The sequence below is a fragment of the Oleiphilus sp. HI0125 genome (genome assembly GCF_001635355.1).
Genome location: NZ_LWGF01000614.1, coordinates 1 through 18,382, shown reverse-complemented (window position 1 = coordinate 18,382; position 18,382 = coordinate 1). Strand labels below are relative to the sequence as shown.

Sequence of the window (18,382 nt, the reverse complement as noted above, 5' to 3'; positions counted from 1 at the left end):
TTTTAAGAAGTGCCGCTAAGTACCTATTATTTAAGTACTTTTTTATTTTGAAAACAATTGCAAAAGTGTTACCAAAATACTCGAGTGTTCCGTTACGTAACACTAGTTTGCTTTCCGCTCTAGTCTATTTATAACAACTAATATGAGCAAAATTGAGCCTACTCCAACAACAAACCAAATCGCTGCCAACCCTATTTGAGGATCGCCGACTAATTGAGCATAGTCTGCTGGCCATAATACGCCTTCTAGATGAGCAACATTCTCGCCCTTACTATTTAATCGGTAGCTTAGTACTTCTCTCCAAGGCCAGATCTTCTGAATTGACCCCAACATTAGTCCAGTCAAAAAACTGAGGCATATTGTTCTGTATAGATGTAACAGATGAGCAATAATTCTTGCCCCCAGAATTAAACCCAACAAACACCCCAAGACAAAACAAGCGAGAACACTTAGTTCAAAACTTTTCACTGAGCCAAGGATGAAAGTGTAAGTACCTAGAAGTAATAACAAAAAGCTCCCCGACACCCCTGGCAACAACATTGCAAATATCGCAATGAAACCAGAGATAAACGCACCCAAAAGATTGAATTCAAGCGAAAAAAATCGACCGCTCGCAATAAACATCGCCAACCCAACCCCTAATACCAGCGCAATGCATTCACTGCCTCTCCAGCGATCCATACTGCTTCCCATGATCCACACTGAAGCCGCAATAAGACCACAGAAAAAAGACCATAAAGGAATAGGGTGACTAACAATAACTTCAGAAATAAAGGAAGCGAGCAAAAAGATACTACTGAGAATACCCGAGAGCAAAATCAACAAGAACAATGCGTCGATCTCTTGAAAAAACTGCTGAATAGACCTGTGTTGTAGAAGCTTTCGCAGGGCAGGAAGTACAGAGTTAATACTTGATAGCAGTCGCTCGTATATCCCAGTTATAAATGCAATTGTTCCACCGGAGACGCCGGGTACTATATCCGCTGCGCCCATCATAATGCCACGCAAAAATATTAGCACCCAATGCATAGATTCTCCTTTAGCTTAGCGAACAACACCCGGCAAAAATGGTACAAACATTACCGGCTCAATGACGTCTTTCAAGAATTGCTCACCTCTACGCGTCACAATAGTCAAATTTTGCTGCACATCGCCTAAAGGCACGATCATCTTGCCACCATCTTTCAACTGACGAAGTAACTCAAGGGGAATCTCTTTCGGTGCGGCAGTCACCATAATTGCATCAAACGGCGCTTGCTCGGGCCAACCAATGCCGCCATCAGCATGACGGCTGTATATATTGCGATAACCTATTCGTTCAAAACGCTGACGCGCTTTATTCAATAATGGAGAGATGCGTTCGACCGTATAAAGCTCATCAACGACTTGAGACAAAATAGCGGCTTGATATCCAGACCCTGTTCCCAACTCCAGCACTCTACGAGGCTGATGCTGAACGAGTAACTCCGTCATTCTTGCGACAATATATGGCTGCGAGATGGTTTGATTATGTCCGATAGGTAAAGCAGTGTCTTCGTATGCTCGATGCGACAGCGCTTCATCTAAGAAAATATGTCGAGGTGTATCAGCGATTGCCTCCAGAACACGCTCATCAGCAATACCCTTATCGCGCAAACGCTGAACCAACCTCAGACGCGTTCGGCGAGAGGTCATTCCGATGCCTTCAATACTCTGCTCTGGCATTAAGACTTCTCTTTCACGGCTTGTTGCAAGGTCGCAAGCGCTGTATGCGAAGTCATATCGGCATGAATAGGTGATACGGAAACGTAACCATTAGATACAGCATGAAAATCAGTACCTTCCCCCGCATCATCACCCTCACCAGCAGTAGAAATCCAGAGACGCTCTTTGCCTCGTGGATCTGAAAACTGCTCAGGCGGCTTCCCTTTTGCTCGGTGACCAAGACGCGTGATCTTTAAGCCATTTAGCTGTTCATAAGGCACATCAGGAACGTTAACGTTGAGAATAGTTCGTGGAGGTAAAGTCGAGAAGATGTCGTTTTCCAATATATCGCGAACCACTTTTGCGACAGTCTCGTAATGCCAGTTTCCGCGATTTACGAGTGATGCGGCTATGGCAGGTTTTTCTAAAAAACGCCCCTCTAAAGCAGCCGCAACAGTCCCTGAATAAAGTACATCATCACCTAAGTTCTCATGGGTATTGATACCGGAAACAACTCGCTCAACATCTCCATTAGTCAAAGCAGTCAAACCAACGTGAACGCTATCAGTTGGCGTACCATCAACACATTGAAAACCATTTCGAAGAGTCGTGACTTTTAAAGGTCTTGATAAAGTGAGAGATCCACTGGCTCCACTATGATCACGATCAGGAGCAACAACAGTAATTTCGGCTATTTTGCTAAGCTCGTCAGCCAAACAGTGCAAACCTTCTGCATTCACACCGTCATCATTAGATAGTAACAATTTCATTTTAATTCTCTATCACTGCTCTGCCATCTGACGTGTTGAGGCATCTTCTAAATCAAATAGCTCGCTCAACAAACTCGTAGCAAAAGCGCCTGGCATTAAATTGAAATGAAGCGTCAACGCATCATCATCAAAACTCCAGGAAAAATTCTCAGCTGGCATTCTATATGGCCGCCTAGCTAAGGTCATTCTATTCTTATGCAATCCTCGCACTAGTTCAGGATATTGTGCAAAAAACGCATTTTCTTCGTCCGTTTTAGGCGCGAGCCCTGGCGCATCATCTCCGTACAAAGGACCATCCGAGGCGACAAGCCAGGTCCCGTCTTGTACTTTATCCGCCAACATAATATTAAACAGATAGGAACGCACAGCCGATAGGTAAAACGATCTTTGCGAACGAGAGACTTTTATTTCGCCGGCAAACCAACGCTTAGCACGCTCTAAATTTTGATTATCACGCCCGAAGCGCTGAACACCAAAGTAATTAGGAAATCCATGCTCACGTATATATTCAAGACCAGACAATAAATCAGCAGTTTGCGAAACTCCGCGAACGACTAATCGAAAATAATTGCCGACATGTTCACCACGACGAAGTTTTTTATTATGCCTAGCAAGCTCAACTAACCGAACACCCTCAATTCCGCTAAGATCTATCGAATCAAACTGGCGATTACGCACATACACACTAAACCACTGACGAGTGACCGCCCAACGATCTTTCATGCCCGAATAACTGACATCCATTGGTTTAACGCCAAAATAATGCGCTAACTGCTTCGCGATGAACTCGGTATTCTGGCCAGTCTTTTCGATAAATAAATATAAATGCTCACCCTCACCAGAAAATTCCATCGTCATTTGCTCTTCCACATAAAAATCTTGTGGCGTCGCCTTATATGTAGCTTTTAACCAAACGCTACTGCTTGCTCTTGGGAGAGAATTCACACGCTTACCTGCCTCATAAGCATGACGCTCGCATCACAGGCAATACCCTCTTTTCTGCCTGTAAATCCGAGCTTTTCAGTCGTCGTCGCTTTAACACTCACACGATCCACATCTATCCCTAGATCTTCAGCGATACATTGACGCATATTATCAATATGGGGCAACATCTTCGGCGCTTGGGCGATAATCGTGCTGTCCAAGTTATTCACCGAAAAGCCTTTTGATTGAATCAAATCATTTACCGCTCTGAGTAAAAAACGGCTATCTGCTCCCGACCATTCGTCATCAGTATCTGGAAAATGCTTACCTATATCTCCTAAGGCTAAAGCACCTAGCATTGCATCACAGATCGCATGCAACAACACATCACCATCTGAATGCGCCTTTAAACCAAAGCTATGAGGAATTCTCACGCCGCCAAGAGTAACGAACTCTCCATTCTCCAACGCATGTACGTCATAGCCCGTACCCACTCTAAGATCAGGCGTCATATTTGTTTTCTCATTTACGGTATTTGTACTTTCTAGTGCAGCCAAATCTTCAGGCTTTGTGACCTTAATATTGCTCGACCGTCCTTCTACAAGTAGCGGAGAGTGCCCTGCAAACTCCATCGCTGAAGACTCATCAGTAATTTGTACTTCTTTCTTTAAAGCAGAGCGTAAAGCATCACGTAAAAGCGCATAAGGGAATGCTTGGGGAGTCTGTGCGCGCCAAATTATGTTGCGATCGAGCGTTGAATCCACCCGACCATTCTTGGAACATTTAATTGTATCAACCGAGGGAAGCGCTAATAACGCACCATCTGGTGCATCCAATAATGACTTTTCTAGTAACTCTAACTCATGTTCAGTAATCAAAGGACGAGCGGCATCGTGAACCCAAACCCAATCATGATCCGCAGCCTTATCAGATAAAGCCATTAACCCTGCTAGAACGGTATCTGCTCTTTCATCACCGCCAACAAACCTTATGCACTTGTTGGTAACATCAACAGGTAGAGAATTAAAATAGGAGTCGTCAGACCTTAAACCTACCAACACGGTTTCAAAGCGAGGTTTTGCAGTCATTGCTTCTATTGTTCGAGCAATGATCGTTTGTCCATCAATGTTAAGATATTGCTTTGGAATGGTGGACCCCATTCGAGATCCGATACCAGCGGCGGGTAGAATGAGCCAGTGCTTCGGCTCAGAATTGCGTTTTACCATGCAGAATGTTCATCAATGATCGCTTGAATTGACCACCATAAAGAAGGTCTCGTTTCGACCAATCATACCAAGGTCTACGCGTGCGCGCTCCTCTATTACTTCATAACCTTTCTTAAGATTTGTTACTTTCGCGTCTAAGCGCCCATTTCGCTCTTCCAGCTCAAGATTCGCAACACGCAATACATCTACTTTTTCTTGCAATTGCCACACCTCAAATATGCCGCCTTCGCCAGCCCACAGCCTGAACTGAAGCACGACCGTTGCCAACAACAAGAAACCCCACAACAACTTCATTTACAATCCGATAAAAACTAAAAATATGGTGAACAAAAATAACAAACCTATGAGTTCACTCTAGCCTAGAATCGGCATCACGCTAGCCTAAAATTCATGTCCAAATTGAAATAATTCTCTACTAGCGAGAGCTAAAAAAAGGGCTAAACTGCCCTTCTTTTTTGCTTAAAACTAAGCTCACTTAAAGCGCTAAGCAAGCTCAGTTTGAACAGGCCAATTATTGGCCTTTGATTTCCGAACGACCTTTATAAGGTGCTGCTGAGCCAAGTTTTTCCTCAATACGCAGCAAGCGATTGTACTTAGCAACACGGTCAGAGCGACATAGCGAGCCTGTCTTGATCTGACCGGCACATGTACCTACTGCCAAATCAGCAATAGTCGTATCTTCGGTTTCACCTGAACGGTGAGAGATCACTGCGGTGTAGCCTGCATCTTTCGCCATTTGAATTGCATCAAGCGTCTCACTCAAGCTACCAATTTGGTTGAACTTGATAAGAATTGAGTTACCGATGCGCTCATCGATACCACGCTTAAGAATCTTAGTGTTAGTCACGAACAAGTCATCACCAACTAGCTGTACTTTGTCACCAAGTACTTTTGTTTGATAAGCCCAACCAGCCCAATCAGATTCATCTTGACCATCTTCAATAGAAACAATTGGGTAAGCATCACAAAGCTCTGCTAAGTAATCAGAGAAGCCTTCAGCAGAGAAGACTTTACCTTCACCGCTTAGATCGTACTTTCCGTCTTTGTAGAATTCAGAAGATGCACAATCTAGCGCGAGTGTAATGTCATCACCTAGAGCGTAGCCGGCATCGGCAACAGCCGTTTTAATGACTGCCAATGCATCAGCATTAGACGCTAAGTTAGGCGCAAAACCACCTTCATCACCAACAGCTGTGTTCAAGCCTTGAGATTGCAACACTTTCTTCAATGCGTGGAAAATTTCAGCACCCGCACGAAGCGCTTCAGCGAACGTAGGCGCAGATACTGGTTGCACCATAAATTCTTGGATATCAACATTGTTATCTGCGTGCTCACCACCGTTCAGGATATTCATCATTGGAACAGGCATCGAGTATTGACCAGACGTACCGTTCACATCAGCGATGTGTTCATACAATTCAACACCCTTCGCTTGCGCTGCTGCTTTTGCAGCCGCAAGAGAGACTGCCAAAATCGCATTTGCGCCAAGCTTTGCTTTGTTCTCTGTACCATCAAGATCAATCATGATCTGATCAAGTTCACGCTGAGCCGTCACATCTTTACCGACTAACGCGGCACGAATGTCTTCGTTAATACCAGCAACCGCTTTCAATACACCTTTACCAAGGTAACGCGACTTATCACCATCACGAAGCTCTAAAGCTTCACGTGATCCAGTCGAGGCACCAGAAGGCGCACAAGCCGTACCAACAACACCAGACTCAAGAATAACGTCGGCTTCCACTGTTGGGTTGCCGCGTGAGTCCATAACCTCACGGCCTTTAATATCAGCGATCTGAAACATTTGTACTTATCTCCAAGTATTACTTTTATGGACTGTTAAACAGTATCCAAAGGTTCAAAATTCTTCACGAGTTCGTCAATAGCTTTGACGCGCTCTAAAAATGGTTCTAATTGCTCAAGTCGCAATGCACAAGGGCCATCACACTTAGCTTGGTTAGGGTCGGGATGCGCCTCTAAAAATAATCCGGCCAACCCTTGCGACATACCTGCGAGCGCTAAATCGGTCACTTGCTCGCGACGACCACCTGCAGAATCAGCACGTCCGCCCGGTTGTTGAAGTGAATGCGTCACGTCAAAGAAAACTGGATATTCGAAGCCCTTCATCACGCCAAAACCCAACATGTCCACAACAAGATTGTTGTAGCCAAAGCTCGATCCGCGTTCACATAAAATCAGCTGGTCATTTCCCGCTTCAACACATTTATTCAATATGTGCTTCATCTCTTGAGACGCGAGAAATTGTGCTTTCTTAATATTAATAACTGCATTAGTCTGAGCCATCGCGGTCACAAGGTCTGTTTGGCGCGACAGGAATGCAGGCAATTGAATAATGTCACAAACCTCAGCAACCGGTGCTGCTTGATAGGGCTCATGCACATCTGTAATCACAGCAACGTTAAACGTGTTTTTTACTTCTTCAAAAATACGGAGCCCTTCTTCCATACCTGGACCACGGAACGAAGTAATCGAAGAACGATTTGCTTTATCAAACGACGCTTTAAAAACGTAAGGAATATTTAGTTTTTGGGTGACTTCTACGTACTTCTCAGCAATTTGAAGTGCCAGATCTCTTGATTCCAGCACATTCATCCCACCAAATAACACGAAAGGTTTGTCGTTCGCGATTTCGATATCGCCAACCTTCACTACTTTTTGGCTCATACCGCCTACCTTATCTCTCTCGCCAAAGCCTCTAAGCTTTTTTGTTCTGAATCGCCGCTTTTACGAAACCTTCAAACAAACCGTGGCCATCACGCGGAGTAGACGTGAACTCTGGGTGGAATTGGCACGCAACGAACCAAGGATGTTCTGGTGCTTCCACAACTTCAACCAACGCACCATCCATCGAACGACCAGAGACAATAAGTCCGGCCTCTTTTAGCTTTGGAAGTAAGTTATTGTTTACTTCATAACGATGACGATGACGCTCATTGACAACTTCTTTGCCATAAGCGGTTGCAACGGTAGAACCAGGCTCCAAGCGACAGTCCTGCGCACCTAAGCGCATGGTACCACCAAGATCAGAACTATCAGTACGTTGTTCGACACTTCCGCTCTGGTCTTGCCATTCAGTGATCAAACCAACCACTGGATTAGCACTTTCTGAATCAAACTCCGTACTGTTTGCGCCTTCTAAACCTGCAACATGGCGCGCATATTCAATAACTGCCACTTGCATACCCAAGCAGATACCTAAATAAGGCACCTTATTTTCACGCGCATATTTAACCGTTTGGATCTTTCCTTCTACACCACGATTTCCGAAACCACCCGGCACCAGAATCGCATCGACATCTTCGATCTGCCCAGTTCCGTTATCGATAATAGTTTCAGAGTCTACGTAGCGAATATTAACCTTCGTGCGATTACGTAAGCCTGCATGCTTGAGCGCCTCAATCAAAGACTTATAAGCATCCAAAAGCTCCATGTACTTACCGACCATCGCAATCGTAACTTCTTGCTCTGGGTTCGCTTCTGCTTCAACAACACCATCCCACTCACTTAAATCAGCAGGAGCAGCATCAATATTAAAGCGCTCGCAAATAATGTTATCTAAACCTTGTTCGTGCAGCATTTTCGGAATGAGATAGATGCTGCTTGCGTCTCGCAAAGGAATAACCGCGCGCTCTTCAACATTCGTGAACAAAGCAATTTTGCGGCGAGATGATGCATCAATTTCATGATCAGAACGACATACCAGAATATCGGGTTGAATACCGATAGAACGCATTTCTTTTACAGAGTGCTGCGTCGGTTTTGTCTTAGTTTCTCCCGCAGTCGCGATATAAGGCACTAAGGTCAAATGCATAAACATCGCGCGATTAGAACCAACTTCAATCTTTAACTGACGCACAGCTTCAAGGAAAGGCTGGGATTCTATATCACCTACGGTTCCGCCAATTTCGACAAGCGCAACATCGTAACCGCTTGCACCTTCAACAACACGACGTTTAATTTCATCCGTAATGTGCGGAATTACCTGAACAGTTCCGCCCAAGTAATCACCACGACGCTCTTTACGAATGACATCTTCATAGACACGTCCACTCGTAAAGTTGTTGCGCTTAGTCATTTTAGTGCGGATGTAACGCTCATAATGACCAAGATCTAAGTCAGTCTCTGCTCCGTCTTCAGTAACGAATACTTCGCCATGCTGAAAGGGACTCATTGTCCCTGGGTCAACGTTAATATATGGATCCAGCTTCAGCATTGTGACTTTTAGTCCACGAGCTTCTAAAATTGCTGCTAGGGAAGCAGAAGCAATACCTTTACCTAACGAAGAAACAACGCCGCCGGTGACGAATATAAAACGAGTCATGTAAACCCTGTCGATTCAAAAACAAAACCAATCACGCGCCTAATGAATTTCATTAGCACAACAACGTGACTACCAATATCAGTAAACTACTAGCAAATCGCTAAAAATTTGCGAAGAAAGGGAGGCGAATTAGCACCTCAAGATGGGGCGCCAGAATACCAGAACATCTACTCCGTCACAAACTAAATTGTCCGTTTCACGCTAGTTTACGTATAACTAAATATGCCCGCGAAGTTTAGTAGAGCAGCTTGCATCATGCCATTTATTTGGGGACTTAAAAGTCTGCTCAATTGTTGAATGATGCTAGACTGTTTCAATACATTGATTTTTCAAGAATTGTTCAAACTTTAACCATGCTCTTTTTATTGAATCACAGACTCATTACGGCTGCTTTTATTCTATATAGCATGGCATTTTCATCCGTAGCCTCTGCGCAAGTGCTCATTTTTGGCATCACACCTCAAACACCTTCACCGCAACCTATTTATGATCAACGTTTTGAAAATGCGGACAGCAAGGTATTGAAGACTCGCGTTATCTACGAGCGACGCACGGATACACCAACAAAGTCTCAAGTCTGGCAACAACTGCTCACGCAACTTGAAGATAAAACAGGCTTAAGCTTTACCTTAGTCATTGCAGACAGCCAATTAGCATTTGAGCGCGCTCTTGCTCAAGGAAAGTTTGATCTTGCTTATCTGACACCGTTGCAATTTTTATCGGCGATTGAGTCTCAAGGTTACAAAGCCCTCGCAAAAAGAAAAGCTCAACTACTGAGATCACTGATCGTCGTTAAACGCCTAGACAAAGCAAAAACACTCCGCGACATTGAAACGTCTGTCACCGGCTTTGACTCCTTACTCAGCTACACCTCAAGCGTTATACCGCGATACAGCTTAAAGCGTTTAGGCTTTGCGTTGCCCATGCGACTCTATCCCGACACAAAACAGTTAGAGATGGCTCTGACCGAAGGAAAAGTACGCGCCATTAGCCTAGCTGAATCAGACTTTTATGCTTTGTCTCCAGATCGACAGGAACAATTAAAAATTCTCTGGGAAACTCCGGGGTTTAGTCCATTTGCCTTTGCAACCCATCCTCGCGTACCGTTTTATTCCATTAATAAGCTTCAGCGAGCCATGGTGAACTTGAATCGTCGAGGCAACAACGCCGAACTCCTACAAGCGCTAGAAGCACGTAATGGCTTTGAGGTAGCAAGAAACAGTGACTGGATCGATGCACAAGATATCAATGTACAAGAATTAAACATGCATCTTCCACTTGCAGAGCCCGCCCAAGAGTAAATGAGGTATGACACAACAAGTCGTCTTTTTTTCTAGCTGCCTTGTTGAGCATATCTATCCACAAGTTGGCTTAGACAGCGTCGCATTATTAGAGCATTGCGGCTTCGAAGTGCTGTTTCCCAAATTTCAAAGCTGTTGCGCCCAACCGGCATATTAACTCTGGCGCCAAGGATCAAGCGCAAGAAGTCGCAAAACAAACCATTGATTTACTGAGCAAATACGATCTCCCCGTAGTAGTACCTTCCGCTTCATGCGCAGACATGATTAAAAAACACTTCCCTCTATTGATGAATAGAAGACTCTCACTACTCAATGCTTGCAAAAAATCTGTCTGAGAGGTGCTTTGAACTGATTCAATTCATTTCACCATTCCTACCATCCATGAGCGATGAAAAAGAATCTATTGCTCTTCACGTGTCATGCTCTGCAAGACGTGGAATCAAGAGCGAAGAGTCTTGGGTAACATCACTTCAAAATTCAGGACATGTAGTCGAGCAACCAAATTATCAAAATGAGTGTTGCGGCTTTGGTGGCACCTTTTCGGTGAAAGCACCCGAAATATCGTCTGTAATGGCTGAAGATAAATGCAAATCTTTAATGGCATTATCCCCGACATTTACATCTGGAGATTGCGGCTGCCTGATGCATTTAAACGGATATGCCGACAAAAACAAACTAGTCCTAAAAGGGAAGCACATTGTAAGCATACTTACAGAACGTTATGGAGTTTCCGATGTCAGATAACTTCAGAATTCGGACTGTTGATGCGCTATCCGACGATTCGTTGCAGAACAATTTTCGTGGAGCGATGGATTTTCTCCAAGACAAAAGACACCAAGCATTTCAAGACTTAGAGTTCGAAAAGTTACGAAGTGAAGGCGCAGATATTCGAAAAAATGTAATTGCTCACTTACCCGATCTTCTTGAGAAACTGGAAAGGAAGTGCATCGACAATGGTATTCATGTGCACTGGGCTGAAGACGCCCAACAAGCTTGTCGAATCGTCGAAAGAATTGCCCAAGACAACGAAGTTAAACAAGTCGTTAAAGGCAAATCAATGGTTAGCGAAGAAATCGAATTGAACCAACACCTTGAGGCACAAGGAATCAAGTGCATTGAAACCGATATGGGCGAATACATTGTTCAACTTGATCATGAAAAGTCATCTCATATCATCATGCCCGCCATCCATAAGACAAAAGAGCAAATAGCCCAACTCTTCGCAGATAAGCTTAATGAGGATTTTGGTAAACCTCCAAAAGACGCCACTGTAGATGAACTTATTGGCGTTGGGAGAAAAGTACTCCGACAAAAATTCATGCAGGCCGACATGGGTATTAGCGGGGTTAATTTTGCGATAGCAGAGACCGGAACACTTTGCTTGGTAGCAAATGAAGGAAATGGTCGCATATCGACCGGCGCACCAGATATTCACGTTGCGTTAATGGGACTTGAAAAAGTTATTCCTTCATTCGCAGAACTGCCAACCTTGCTCAAATTACTGACTCGTTCAGCAACGGGTCAGATTATGACAACCTACCTCAACATGATCAGTTCACCACGCAAAGATCAAGAGCTAGACGGTCCGTCACAATTTCATCTCGTAATTATTGATAACAAGCGCAGCGCTATGTACCAAGATGATGTACTTCAGGAAACGCTCACCTGTATACGATGTGGCGCATGCATGAATCATTGTCCCGTATACACAAGAATCGGTGGCCACGCATATGGAAGCACTTATCCAGGTCCAATCGGACAAATCGTCACTCCACAAATAGAAGGAATAGAACACGCGGGAGATCTTCTTGATGCATGTTCTTTAAACGGAGCTTGCGGTGAAGCTTGCCCTGTTAGCATAGACTTACCTGTACTCATCAGAGAGCTCAGGAACAAGCAGACTTCTCTCAAACCTCCACATCGAGTGATATGGAATATATGGCGCCAATTTTATCGTTCGACGAAACGACACGCGCTACTCTCTAAATTCGTTAGTTTGTGTTCACGCTTACCAATGCCAACACCGAAAGCTTGGAGCAACACGCGCACCTTTCCCAAACCCGCCCCCGAGAGCTTCTCGACACTTATAAAAAAACAAAAAGAGAATGAGCGTGAATCAGAGTAAAGCAAATTTCTTAAATCGCTTACGCGTATCGCAACAAATGATCGAAAGTACTGAAAGCGAAACTGAAAAGAAATCAGCCATAAATAACGCTTCCGGTAAGGAAGTACTCACAAGATTGTTAGAAAATAACCGTGCTATTCTCATAGAGACTGATTACAAAGAGCTTGCTCAAAACATCAACACGCAGATAAAACAGTTACAGCCTGTCCAATACATTGTGAGCGAACATCCACGACTAAAAGAATTGCTTGGAAATGAGCTTACGGAATCAAATCAATGTAAATTGGCGGACACCTGGAGCGAAGCGAAACAGCAATTATTTGAAGACATTGAGCTCAGCATTTGTTTTGCAGACTCGGCGTTATGCGAACAAGGAGCTCTGCTACTTAAAGCGGATAAAAATCAGCCACGAAATCTGAGCTTAATTCCTGAAACGAGTTTTATCGTAGTGGAAGCTTCGAATATCTTTCCTGACCTGCAGCAATGCGTTCAAAGCGCGCATTTTGATACCCGAAAGCTACCAAGTAATATGGTGCTGATCTCAGGCCCATCAAAAACCGCAGACATTCAATAAACTCTGGGCTACGGTACGCATGGTCCAAAACGACTGTTTGTTTTTTTAGTAAGTTAAGCGCATTATTTATTGGTTAATCGCACGAGTTCCAAATAATAACTCCCCCTTAAATAAAACCTCGAGTAAGAAGGATTACGTATGGGTATTTACAACAAATTTGCTTTTGGCGCTGCACTTGTTGCGGCATCGTTTTCAAGCTCTCTTATTGCTGCAGACAATAAGCACGTCGCGATCACGCAGATCGTTGAGCATCCCGCTCTCGATTCAGTCCGACAAGGTGTACAAGATGTGCTCGCAGAATCGGGATTCAAAGCAGGAGAGAATTTAGAGTGGGAATATCAGAGCGCACAAGGAAACCCAACCACTGCCGCGCAAATTGCCAAAAAATTTGCGGGCAATAATCCAGATGTCATCGTGGCAATAGCAACACCGTCTGCGCAAGCGATGGTCGCCTCTGCCCGCAATAGCAACATCATTTTTTCAGCGGTAACAGATCCTGTCGGCGCAAAGCTCGTAGCGGCATGGGATAAACCAAGTCCGAAAGTAACTGGGGTATCAGACCTAACACCTGTCGATAAACACATGGAGCTGACTAAGCAAATCGTTCCAGATGCCGCGAAGGTTGGTGTGATCTATAACCCTGGCGAAGCGAACTCAGTCTCTTTGGTTGAGCTAGTGAAAAAACATGCACCATCACAAGGTATGGAAGTTGTTGAAGCTGCTTCACCTAAATCAGCAGATGTGCAAACTGCTATGCGCTCACTTGTTGGAAAAGTAGATGTCGTTTACTTACCTACCGACAACACCGTGATATCTGCGCTAGAAGGCGTTATCAAGATTGCGGAACAAACTGACATTCCCGTTATCGCAGCAGATACAGATAGTGTTAAACGTGGCGCGATCGCCGCTCTAGGCTTTAACTATTATGACGTTGGACGTCAAACTGGCGCAATGGTTGTCGAAGTGTTAAACGGCAAAGCGCCAGGTGAACTTCCAGTGCAAGGAGTCGAGAAAACAGAGCTTTATCTAAACCTACCAGCAGCAGAGGCCATGGGCACAACCATTCCTGAAGCGCTATTAGGACAGGCGAAAGAAATCATTGAATAGGTTGCCAAATAAACCTATTTGAGAAGTAGGAAAGTCAATGATTAGTAGTTTTGCGTTTTTCGGTGCATTAGAGACCGGTTTTATATTTGCGCTCGTCGCTCTTGGGATATTTATATCGTTTCGTATATTAGATTTCCCAGACCTGACAGTCGATGGATCGTTCCCCTTAGGTGCGGCTGTTGCAGCAAGTACGATTGTGGCTGGCTTGCACCCTTTACTCGCAACATTGCTAGCATGTATCGCCGGCTCAATAGCCGGCGTTATTACGGCGCTGCTAAACGTAAAACTTAAAATACTTCACTTACTTGCTTCGATCTTAACCATGATCGCTCTTTACTCGATCAACCTGCGTATCATGAGTGGACCCAATCAAGCCTTGCTTGGCGTCGAGACCTTGCTCACGCCTCTGGACAACCTCGTCATCGCAGGCACGGAAATCCCGTATTATATTGCTTACCCCATCGCCTTTGGGGTTTTAGCGCTCGTTGTATTGGGACTACTCGTCGCATTTCTAAAAACCGAGCTGGGTTTAGCCATGCGTGCGACCGGTTCAAACTCAAGAATGGCAAAAGCGAATGGCGTTAACACAAGCGCGATGATCATTCTAGGGATGGCTATTTCAAATGCCTTAGTTGCGCTAGCGGGCGCTTTATTTGCTCAAAGCCAAGGCAGTGCTGACGTCACAATGGGCGTCGGGGTTATCGTTATTGGACTAGCTTCTGTTATTGGCGGCGAAGCGCTTCTATCCACTCGCACAATTCTACTTTGGGCATTGGCCTGCGTGGTAGGTTCTATTCTGTATCGCATTGTGATTGCCTTTGCTTTGAATGGCGAAGTCCTCGGTCTACAAGCTCAAGACCTGAATCTAATTACAGCGGTACTAGTTACTCTCGCCATCGTTGCACCGACGCTAAAATCAAATATGAAATCTAAGCTCAATGGAGTGCGATGATGATTGAAGTGCAGGATTTACGCATTACCTTCAACGCTGGTACTCCACTTGAGAACCAAGCATTGAAGGGCATTGACCTTAGCATTCCAGAGGGTCAGTTCATTACGGTAATCGGCAGTAACGGCGCCGGAAAATCCACCTTACTCAATGCACTAGCGGGGGAATTTCTTAGCCCTAAAGGGTCGATTTCACTAGATGGAAAAGACATCAGTACTTGGTCAGTGGAAAAACGAGCGCCTCAAATTGCGCGCGTTTTCCAAGACCCTTTAATGGGAACCTGTGAAGACCTCACCATCGAAGAAAATCTCGCGCTTGCTCAAGCTCGCACCAAGACGCGCGGTCTAGGCATTGCTGCGAAACGGCAGTTTCGCCAACACTTCATGAACAAGCTCAAGCTACTGCAGCTTGGACTTGAAAACCGTTTAGAAGACAAAATCGGGTTATTGTCAGGCGGGCAAAGGCAAGCAGTCAGTTTATTAATGGCCTCGCTACAGCCAATGAAATTACTCTTGCTTGATGAGCATACCGCCGCGCTTGATCCCAAAACGGCGACATTTATTCTGGAGCTGACGAAGAATATTGTAGAGGAGTCGCAGCTTACCGCATTAATGGTGACCCATAGCATGTCGCAAGCCCTTTCGGTCGGCTCGCGCACGATCATGCTCCACCAAGGAAAGCTTGCTCTAGACGTTCATGGAGAATCACGAGAAGGCCTAAATACTCAAGACCTACTTGCTCAGTTCCATAAAAACTATGGCGAAGTCGACGACGACGCGCTGCTACTAAGCTAATTAGTGATAGCCGCGGTAATGCTCAATCACGCTTACCGCCTGCTCTAAAGTTAGACCATACTCGTGAATGAGGAATTCAGCCTCATGCTTTTCTGATTTAGATAAACTAATACTTTTCAGAGCGTCTACATCGAGCATATCCTCACCACGCCTTCGCGCCTCTAAGCGACGATCACGCTCTCTTTCTCGGATCAAACGAACAAACGAAGACGCAAAAATACCCGCTGGAATTGCAGCAATACCGACTCCTGCAATCATAATGATAGAGCCGAATAGCTTTCCTGCCAATGTGATCGGGACAATGTCACCATAACCCACGGTTGTGAGCGTTACTAGAGCCCACCACATTGAACTTGGAATACTCCCAAAGGCATCTGGTTGAACGTCTTTTTCAAAGATATAAACACCGGTAGCCGCCGTAAAGCTCAATAGAATCATGATAACGGTTGCCGCTAACAAGGTTGAAAAATTCTCTCTGTACACGGCTGCAAGTATGGTGAGAGAGCTAGAGTATCGGGTCAGTTTCAATATTCGAATAATTGCTAAAAGCTTCAAAAAACTCATATCTGACGAGTTGCTTTCGGGAAGTACCAGCAAAACCAGACCAGGCAAGAATGACATTAAATCGATAATGCCCATCGGCGAGCTCACATAACGCAATCGCCGTTTTAGCTCGGTCTCGCCATGCTCTTCCGGCGCATCTGCAGCAACCCAAACACGAACAAGGTAATCAATCAGGAACAACAGAGTGAATAAAACAGAAAGATATAGCGAATCCGCTTCGCGCGGCTCATCATCGACCGAAACAAGAAGCGCTTCAGTCATATTGAAAAAAATAGCAATGGCAATCGATAAGTAGATAAACCAGGCTACGACCGATTTATGAGATGGCTCATTTAAATAACCGTACCAACGTTGGCGATGTGACAAAACGTGCTTCCCTTACTAGAACCAGAACTGCGATGCAGCGATTTATGTTGATTTACAGCATTAGAATCAACTTTTTATTGGTCTTTCAAGTTTAAAAATAGCATTTCAACGACCATAATACGCGCGACGAATCACTATTGAGAGCCGATAGATGGGAAAACATATAACTCAAACATTAGTACCACTAAATATCAGCGTATTAACCGTATCCGATACACGTTCGTTTGATACAGACACGTCGGGGCAATATTTATGTGACAGCCTTGAGGAAGCGGGGCATACGCTCTGCAAACGCAGCATCGTAATAGACGACATTTACCAGATCCGAGCACAACTTTCAGCATGGATCGCAGATGATGAGTCTCAGGTTGTCCTAATCACAGGCGGCACGGGTTTTACGAGTCGAGACAGCACGCCTGAAGCTGTTAGCCCCCTGCTGGATAAGTTGGTTGATGGGTTTGGCGAAATGTTCCGACAGTTGTCTTTAGAGCAGGTCGGCACATCAACAATTCAATCCAGAGCGCTAGCGGGCATGGCAAACGAAACACTTATCTTTTGTCTGCCAGGCAGTAACAATGCGTGTAGGACCGCGTGGGAAAATATCATCGTCTCACAAATTGACAGTCGCCATAGCCCCTGTAATTTCGTACCTCAGCTTAAAAACATCGATATCGATGCATGCCTAAGTCGCGAGCAAGACGAAAACTAAGCATTGATCACTACTAATCAGCAATTTATAAAATAGAGACACCATGGACCAAATTACGATCACGACACCAGACGACTTACATTTGCATTTCCGAGACGGAGACATGCTTAACGAAACCGTTCCAGCAACAGCACGTTGTTTCGCTCGAGCAATCGTAATGCCGAATCTTGTACCACCGGTTACCAATGGAGTCGATGTTGCTGCGTACCGACAACGCATCGAAGCGGCGCGTCCCGAGGGAAGTAACTTCACACCATTGATGACGATTTATCTTACGGATAAAACTACACGTGAAGACATTATTTCTGCAAAACAAGCAGGAGCGGTCGCTGCGAAATTATATCCAGCAGGTGCAACAACTAACTCAGATGCTGCCGTATCAAGCTTAGAAAGTTTAGACCCTGTGTTTGAAGCCCTTGTCGAAGAAGGCATGCTTCTGTTAATTCACGGGGAAGTCACTAGTCACGATATCGATATCTTTGACAGAGAGAAGTTGTTCATTGAGCAGCATCTGCGCCGCATCCATGAGAGCTTCCCAAAACTTAAAATCGTTTTTGAGCACATTACGACAAAAGAAGCGGTTGAATTCGTTCAGTCGACCAATGAGCAAGTAGCAGCCACCATTACGCCACAACATCTTTTGTTGAACCGTAACGATTTACTCGTTGGAGGCATTCGACCTCATAACTTTTGCCTACCCGTTTTGAAACGCAACATTCATCAACAGGCTCTTAGGGCTGCGGTGAAATCTGGGTCACCTAAGTTTTTCTTGGGAACAGATTCGGCTCCGCATGAGAAACATCGCAAAGAAAGTGCATGCGGCTGCGCCGGCTGTTACAGCGCATGGAGTGCAATTGAACTGTACGCAAAGGTGTTTGAAGACCTAGATTGCCGGTAGAGCTTGTGACTTGTGCCGTGTAGTTGCCCTGATCAGTTTGTGTCGCGCTT

19 protein-coding genes and 2 pseudogenes are annotated in these 18,382 nt (G+C 44.9%); 10 read left to right on the top strand and 11 right to left on the bottom strand.

What is annotated here, in order from left to right; all coding sequences use genetic code 11:
• Window positions 1–102: 102 nt before the first annotated feature.
• From A3762_RS07880 to A3762_RS07840, 10 genes and pseudogenes are all read right to left on the bottom strand, one after another.
• The gene (locus A3762_RS07880; RefSeq protein WP_068754807.1) at window positions 103–1,029 is read right to left on the bottom strand and encodes a DUF368 domain-containing protein; all 927 of its coding nucleotides are present in this window, start codon (window positions 1,027–1,029) and stop codon (window positions 103–105) included.
• Window positions 1,030–1,044: 15 nt separating this feature from the next.
• Window positions 1,045–1,704: a protein-L-isoaspartate(D-aspartate) O-methyltransferase gene (locus tag A3762_RS07875; RefSeq protein WP_068483572.1), complete on the bottom strand. Its 660-nt coding sequence runs from the start codon at window positions 1,702–1,704 to the stop codon at window positions 1,045–1,047.
• Window positions 1,704–2,453, bottom strand: a complete 750-nt coding sequence (surE, locus tag A3762_RS07870; protein ID WP_068483576.1) for a 5'/3'-nucleotidase SurE — start codon at window positions 2,451–2,453, stop codon at window positions 1,704–1,706. The genes A3762_RS07875 and surE overlap by 1 nt, the downstream gene beginning before the upstream one ends.
• 12 nt (window positions 2,454–2,465) lie before the next feature.
• On the bottom strand, window positions 2,466–3,398 hold the full coding sequence (gene truD / locus A3762_RS07865; protein ID WP_068754805.1) for a tRNA pseudouridine(13) synthase TruD: 933 nt from the start codon (window positions 3,396–3,398) through the stop codon (window positions 2,466–2,468).
• A complete protein-coding gene (gene ispF / locus A3762_RS27385; RefSeq protein WP_197469137.1) occupies window positions 3,395–3,889 on the bottom strand; it encodes a 2-C-methyl-D-erythritol 2,4-cyclodiphosphate synthase in 495 nt (164 codons plus the stop codon). Before ispF ends, truD begins: the two co-directional genes overlap by 4 nt.
• A gap of 42 nt (window positions 3,890–3,931) precedes the next feature.
• Window positions 3,932–4,603, bottom strand: a pseudogene (ispD, locus tag A3762_RS27380) (2-C-methyl-D-erythritol 4-phosphate cytidylyltransferase); the annotation flags it as partial.
• Window positions 4,604–4,615: 12 nt separating this feature from the next.
• On the bottom strand, window positions 4,616–4,897 hold the full coding sequence (locus A3762_RS07855; RefSeq protein ID WP_068479449.1) for a septum formation initiator family protein: 282 nt from the start codon (window positions 4,895–4,897) through the stop codon (window positions 4,616–4,618).
• Window positions 4,898–5,114: 217 nt separating this feature from the next.
• Window positions 5,115–6,407: a phosphopyruvate hydratase gene (gene eno, locus A3762_RS07850; protein WP_068483581.1), complete on the bottom strand. Its 1,293-nt coding sequence runs from the start codon at window positions 6,405–6,407 to the stop codon at window positions 5,115–5,117.
• 35 nt (window positions 6,408–6,442) lie between these two features.
• Window positions 6,443–7,288 carry a 3-deoxy-8-phosphooctulonate synthase gene (kdsA, locus tag A3762_RS07845; RefSeq protein WP_068483584.1) on the bottom strand — a complete coding sequence of 282 codons (846 nt, stop codon included), beginning with the start codon at window positions 7,286–7,288 and terminating at the stop codon, window positions 6,443–6,445.
• 31 nt (window positions 7,289–7,319) lie between these two features.
• Window positions 7,320–8,945 (bottom strand): CTP synthase, encoded by a 1,626-nt coding sequence (locus A3762_RS07840; protein ID WP_068754803.1) that lies wholly within the window; start codon window positions 8,943–8,945, stop codon window positions 7,320–7,322.
• A gap of 407 nt (window positions 8,946–9,352) precedes the next feature.
• Here A3762_RS07840 and A3762_RS07835 point away from each other — a divergent pair, with 407 nt between their 5' ends.
• From A3762_RS07835 to A3762_RS07805, 8 genes are all read left to right on the top strand, one after another.
• Complete coding sequence (locus A3762_RS07835) at window positions 9,353–10,246, top strand: phosphate/phosphite/phosphonate ABC transporter substrate-binding protein (RefSeq protein WP_197469135.1); 894 nt, start codon at window positions 9,353–9,355, stop codon at window positions 10,244–10,246.
• A gap of 7 nt (window positions 10,247–10,253) precedes the next feature.
• Window positions 10,254–10,403, top strand: coding sequence for a heterodisulfide reductase-related iron-sulfur binding cluster (locus tag A3762_RS28795; protein WP_082869009.1), 150 nt, complete (start codon window positions 10,254–10,256; stop codon window positions 10,401–10,403).
• Window positions 10,404–10,627: 224 nt separating this feature from the next.
• Entirely contained in the window at window positions 10,628–10,990 is a 363-nt protein-coding gene (locus tag A3762_RS07830) for a (Fe-S)-binding protein (RefSeq protein WP_068763766.1), read from the top strand.
• Entirely contained in the window at window positions 10,980–12,371 is a 1,392-nt protein-coding gene (locus tag A3762_RS07825) for a LutB/LldF family L-lactate oxidation iron-sulfur protein (protein WP_231878768.1), read from the top strand. The genes A3762_RS07830 and A3762_RS07825 overlap by 11 nt, the downstream gene beginning before the upstream one ends.
• Window positions 12,358–12,945 (top strand): LUD domain-containing protein, encoded by a 588-nt coding sequence (locus tag A3762_RS07820; RefSeq protein WP_197469134.1) that lies wholly within the window; start codon window positions 12,358–12,360, stop codon window positions 12,943–12,945. Before A3762_RS07825 ends, A3762_RS07820 begins: the two co-directional genes overlap by 14 nt.
• 138 nt (window positions 12,946–13,083) lie before the next feature.
• Window positions 13,084–14,052, top strand: coding sequence for an ABC transporter substrate-binding protein (locus A3762_RS07815; protein ID WP_068754790.1), 969 nt, complete (start codon window positions 13,084–13,086; stop codon window positions 14,050–14,052).
• A gap of 37 nt (window positions 14,053–14,089) precedes the next feature.
• Window positions 14,090–15,004 (top strand): ABC transporter permease, encoded by a 915-nt coding sequence (locus tag A3762_RS07810; RefSeq protein WP_068754789.1) that lies wholly within the window; start codon window positions 14,090–14,092, stop codon window positions 15,002–15,004.
• Window positions 15,001–15,795 (top strand): ABC transporter ATP-binding protein, encoded by a 795-nt coding sequence (locus A3762_RS07805; RefSeq protein WP_231878767.1) that lies wholly within the window; start codon window positions 15,001–15,003, stop codon window positions 15,793–15,795. The genes A3762_RS07810 and A3762_RS07805 overlap by 4 nt, the downstream gene beginning before the upstream one ends.
• Here A3762_RS07805 and A3762_RS07800 read toward each other — a convergent pair whose 3' ends face one another.
• Window positions 15,796–16,725: an ion transporter gene (locus tag A3762_RS07800; protein WP_068754787.1), complete on the bottom strand. Its 930-nt coding sequence runs from the start codon at window positions 16,723–16,725 to the stop codon at window positions 15,796–15,798.
• Between the two features lie 151 nt (window positions 16,726–16,876).
• On the opposite strand from A3762_RS07800, the gene moaB reads away from it, so the two are divergent.
• On the top strand, window positions 16,877–17,434 hold the full coding sequence (gene moaB / locus A3762_RS07795; protein ID WP_068481710.1) for a molybdenum cofactor biosynthesis protein B: 558 nt from the start codon (window positions 16,877–16,879) through the stop codon (window positions 17,432–17,434).
• 43 nt (window positions 17,435–17,477) lie between these two features.
• A pseudogene (gene pyrC, locus A3762_RS07790) lies at window positions 17,478–18,320 on the top strand (dihydroorotase); the annotation flags it as partial.
• Between the last annotated feature and the right edge of the window lie 62 nt (window positions 18,321–18,382).

Excerpts from the sequence above, each read along its gene's own strand:
- A3762_RS07840 (WP_068754803.1), bottom strand. The coding sequence starts at position 8,945 with ATGACTCGTTTTATATTCGTCACCGGCGGCGTTGTTTCTTCGTTAGGT.
- A3762_RS07855 (WP_068479449.1), bottom strand. The coding sequence starts at position 4,897 with ATGAAGTTGTTGTGGGGTTTCTTGTTGTTGGCAACGGTCGTGCTTCAG.
- A3762_RS07835 (WP_197469135.1), top strand. The coding sequence starts at position 9,353 with ATGGCATTTTCATCCGTAGCCTCTGCGCAAGTGCTCATTTTTGGCATC.
- eno (WP_068483581.1), bottom strand. The coding sequence starts at position 6,407 with ATGTTTCAGATCGCTGATATTAAAGGCCGTGAGGTTATGGACTCACGC.
- A3762_RS07875 (WP_068483572.1), bottom strand. The coding sequence starts at position 1,704 with ATGCCAGAGCAGAGTATTGAAGGCATCGGAATGACCTCTCGCCGAACG.
- A3762_RS07805 (WP_231878767.1), top strand. The coding sequence starts at position 15,001 with ATGATGATTGAAGTGCAGGATTTACGCATTACCTTCAACGCTGGTACT.
- A3762_RS07825 (WP_231878768.1), top strand. The coding sequence starts at position 10,980 with ATGTCAGATAACTTCAGAATTCGGACTGTTGATGCGCTATCCGACGAT.
- moaB (WP_068481710.1), top strand. The coding sequence starts at position 16,877 with ATGGGAAAACATATAACTCAAACATTAGTACCACTAAATATCAGCGTA.
- A3762_RS07815 (WP_068754790.1), top strand. The coding sequence starts at position 13,084 with ATGGGTATTTACAACAAATTTGCTTTTGGCGCTGCACTTGTTGCGGCA.
- A3762_RS07880 (WP_068754807.1), bottom strand. The coding sequence starts at position 1,029 with ATGCATTGGGTGCTAATATTTTTGCGTGGCATTATGATGGGCGCAGCG.
- ispF (WP_197469137.1), bottom strand. The coding sequence starts at position 3,889 with ATGACGCCTGATCTTAGAGTGGGTACGGGCTATGACGTACATGCGTTG.
- kdsA (WP_068483584.1), bottom strand. The coding sequence starts at position 7,288 with ATGAGCCAAAAAGTAGTGAAGGTTGGCGATATCGAAATCGCGAACGAC.
- A3762_RS07830 (WP_068763766.1), top strand. The coding sequence starts at position 10,628 with ATGAGCGATGAAAAAGAATCTATTGCTCTTCACGTGTCATGCTCTGCA.
- A3762_RS28795 (WP_082869009.1), top strand. The coding sequence starts at position 10,254 with ATGACACAACAAGTCGTCTTTTTTTCTAGCTGCCTTGTTGAGCATATC.
- surE (WP_068483576.1), bottom strand. The coding sequence starts at position 2,453 with ATGAAATTGTTACTATCTAATGATGACGGTGTGAATGCAGAAGGTTTG.
- A3762_RS07810 (WP_068754789.1), top strand. The coding sequence starts at position 14,090 with ATGATTAGTAGTTTTGCGTTTTTCGGTGCATTAGAGACCGGTTTTATA.